The sequence below is a fragment of the Pseudomonas sp. UBA6323 genome, from assembly GCF_002439135.1.
Taxonomy (GTDB): domain Bacteria; phylum Pseudomonadota; class Gammaproteobacteria; order Pseudomonadales; family Pseudomonadaceae; genus Aquipseudomonas.
In genome coordinates this window covers 1-3,116 of record NZ_DJSX01000111.1, presented here as the reverse complement: position 1 = coordinate 3,116, position 3,116 = coordinate 1, and the positions used below count along the sequence as shown (strand labels likewise).

The following is a 3,116-nucleotide window of genomic DNA, read 5'->3' as shown; positions in this document are numbered from 1 at the left end:
ATTTGATTGCCGAGTTAATAGTCCGAACAACCACCGCAAACGGTGGATGAAAAAAGCGTCATCCACCCTACGCATGAGGACGCAACCGAGCCGTCCAGCAAGCACGCCGCTCACCCCTGGTTGCGCCGGCTCTGCGCCAAGCGCTCGGCCAAGGCGTCGAGTTCGGGTAACTCCTCATCCGGCATCTGCCGGATCACTGCCTGGGTCAGTTTCATCTGGCGGATAAAACGCCGGCAGTTGCCGCACATGGCCAGGTGGGCGCGTACGGCTAGGCGCTGGCGCAGCGTCAGTTGGCCGTCGAGATAATCGCTGGAATGAGCGACCAGTTCCTTGCAGGTCAGCATTGGCCTGTCTCCTCGAAATGTTCCAGGGTGGCGAAGACTTTCAGGCGTGCCCGGTGCAGCAGCACACGGGCATTGGAGAGGGAGATGTCGAGAAGATTACAGATCGCCTCCAGCTCCAGACCCTGACGCTCGCGCAGCACCAGCACGCTGGCCTGCAGCTCGGATAGGCTGGCCAGCGTGTGTTCCAGGCATTGGCGCAATTCATCTTCGGTCAGCAGCGCTTCGGGGCTGTCCTGATGCCAGGCATGCGGCGCCAGCAGCCAGTGGCCGTCATCGGCGAAACGCTCGTCACCCACCGTGCCATGGGGCGCGGGCAGGTCGTCGAGCAGCAGCTCGCGGCGGTTGTGCTTGAGTCGGGTCTTGGCGGTGTTGGCGGTGTTGGCGGTGATGGTCAGCAGCCAGGTCTTGAGGCTGGCGCGGCCTTGAAAACCTGCCAGGTTGCGCACAACGGCGAACCAGGCATCCTGCACCACCTCATCGGCATGGCGGCTGCCGACGATGGCGTAGGCCACCGCCCGCATCGCACCCTGATAGCGAGCCACCAGCTCACGGTAGGCCTTCTGCTCGCCGGCGAGCAGGCGCCTCAAGAGATCGGAATCGGACATGGAACTCCCGTAGGTCAGGCCTGCGCACGAAGCCGAACGCCCCGTGCACGTCAGGCATTCCTACAGAGAGTTCAACGCTTGCGCAAAATTACACTGCCGATGGAATAACCGGCACCAAAGGAGCTTAGAACACCCAGGCTGCCCGCCGGCAGGTCGTCCTGATTCTTGTGCAGGGCGATCACCGAGCCGGCCGAGCTGGTGTTGGCGTAGGTGTCGAGGATCACCGGCGCTTCGTGCGGCTCGGCGTCGCGACCCAGCAGTTTGCGCGCGATCAGCAGGTTCATGTTGAGGTTGGCCTGGTGCAGCCAGAAGCGCTTGACGTCGCTGACGTTGAGCTGGTGCTCGGCCAAGTGCGCGGCGATCAGCTCGGCGACCATCGGGCAGACGTCCTTGAACACCTTGCGGCCTTCCTGCACGAACAGCTTGTCGCGCGCGCCCACACCCTCTTCCGCCGCTCGGTTGAGGAAGCCGAAGTTGTTGCGGATGTTGTTGGAGAACTGGGTCAGCAGCTTGGTGCCGACCACATCGAACTGGTGCTTGGAGGTGGCCTGGTCGGCGCGCTCGATGATCACCGCGGTGGCGGCGTCGCCGAAGATGAAGTGGCTGTCGCGGTCGCGGAAATTGAGGTGGCCGGTGCAGATCTCCGGGTTGACCATGAGGATGGCGCGGGCTTGCCCGGTCTGGATCGCGGTGGTCGCGGCCTGGATGCCGAAGGTCGCCGAGGAGCAGGCCACGTTCATGTCGTAGCCCCAGCCGTCGATGCCCAGCGCGGCCTGCACTTCGATGGCTACCGCCGGATAGGCGCGCTGCAGGTTCGAGCAGGCGACGATCACCCCGTCGATGTCGGCGACGGTCTTGCCGGCACGCTCCAGCGCCTGATGGGCCGCCGCGACAGCCATCTGGCAGAGAATGCCCCACTCGTCGTTGGAACGCTCAGGGATACGCGGCACCATGCGCTGCGGATCGAGAATGCCGTCCTTGTCGATGACGAAGCGGCTCTTGATACCCGAGGCCTTCTCGATGAAGCCGCTGCTGGATTCGCTCAGTGCCTCGATTTCACCACGGGCGATGGCTTCAGCATTATCGGCATTGAACTGCTGCACGTAGGCATTGAAGGATGCCACCAGCTCGTCGTTGGAAATGCTGTTGGCCGGGGTGTAGAGGCCGGTACCACTGATCACGACGTTATGCACGCTCATTCCTCTTCTTGGCCGCTGGCGGCCTCAGGCAGTAGGCCGGCGACAATGGGCGCAGGCCGAAAAATCGGGGGACGCGGGCCAAGCTCTGGCGATGGTTGGCTCCGGGCCACTGAGTGTGCCACAGGGCATCGGTGTTCGTCCTTAGCCCTTGAGAGTGTCTGCACGGACAGAACGTGACCCGTTATAGCCTTTTGGTCTAAAATCTCCACCTGACTTACGTTGCGGGAATCTTCATGAACCTCTCTTTGCTCAGCCGCTATGCATTCTTCGCGTTCTGCGTGCTGTTCACCCTGGCCAGCCTGCCCTACCTCGCTCATGAATGGATATGGCCGTTAACCCTGATCGGCGGCGTGCTCAGCCTGATCGGTATCGGCGATCTGCTGCAGACCCGCCATGCAGTACGTCGCAACTATCCGATCCTGGGCAATATCCGCTATCTGGTCGAAGGCATCCGCCCGGAAATCCGCCAGTACCTGCTCGAAGGCGATGCCGAACAGCTGCCCTTCTCCCGCGCCCAGCGCTCGCTGGTCTACGCCCGCGCCAAGAACGAAGGTTCGGACAAACCCTTCGGCACCTTGAGCGACGTGTACCAGAACGGCTTCGAGTTCATCAGCCACTCGATGCGCCCGGCGCCGCTCAGCGACCCTTGCAGCTTTCGCGTGGAGATCGGCGGGCCGCAATGCAGCCAGCCGTACTCGGCCTCGCTGTTCAACATCTCGGCGATGAGCTTCGGCTCACTCAGTGCCAACGCCATTCGCGCCCTCAACGAAGGGGCGAAACTCGGCGAGTTCTACCATGACACCGGCGAAGGCAGCATCAGCCCCTACCATCGCGAGCACGGCGGCGATCTGGTCTGGGAGCTGGGCAGCGGCTACTTCGGCTGCCGCGCCTCGGACGGCCGCTTCGATCCCGAACGTTTCGCCGTGCAGGCGGCCAGCCCGCAGGTGAAGATGATCGAGATCAAGCTG

Annotated in this window: 4 protein-coding genes; 1 reads left to right on the top strand and 3 read right to left on the bottom strand. The window is 63.0% G+C overall.

The genetic code is table 11. The features are described 5' to 3' along the window. Positions 1 to 110: 110 nt before the first annotated feature. The 3 genes from B3P22_RS23515 to B3P22_RS23505 form a co-directional block, all read right to left on the bottom strand. Positions 111 to 344, bottom strand: a complete 234-nt coding sequence (locus B3P22_RS23515; RefSeq protein ID WP_024307511.1) for an anti-sigma factor family protein — start codon at positions 342 to 344, stop codon at positions 111 to 113. Next, positions 338 to 949: an RNA polymerase sigma factor gene (locus B3P22_RS23510; RefSeq protein WP_296272851.1), complete on the bottom strand. Its 612-nt coding sequence runs from the start codon at positions 947 to 949 to the stop codon at positions 338 to 340. Before B3P22_RS23510 ends, B3P22_RS23515 begins: the two co-directional genes overlap by 7 nt. 71 nt (positions 950 to 1,020) lie before the next feature. Next, positions 1,021 to 2,142 (bottom strand): beta-ketoacyl-ACP synthase III, encoded by a 1,122-nt coding sequence (locus B3P22_RS23505; protein WP_296272856.1) that lies wholly within the window; start codon positions 2,140 to 2,142, stop codon positions 1,021 to 1,023. A 239-nt stretch (positions 2,143 to 2,381) separates the two neighbouring features. Here B3P22_RS23505 and B3P22_RS23500 point away from each other — a divergent pair. After that, a partial coding sequence (locus B3P22_RS23500; protein WP_296272849.1) for a glutamate synthase-related protein occupies positions 2,382 to 3,116 on the top strand: 735 nt, incomplete at its 3' end.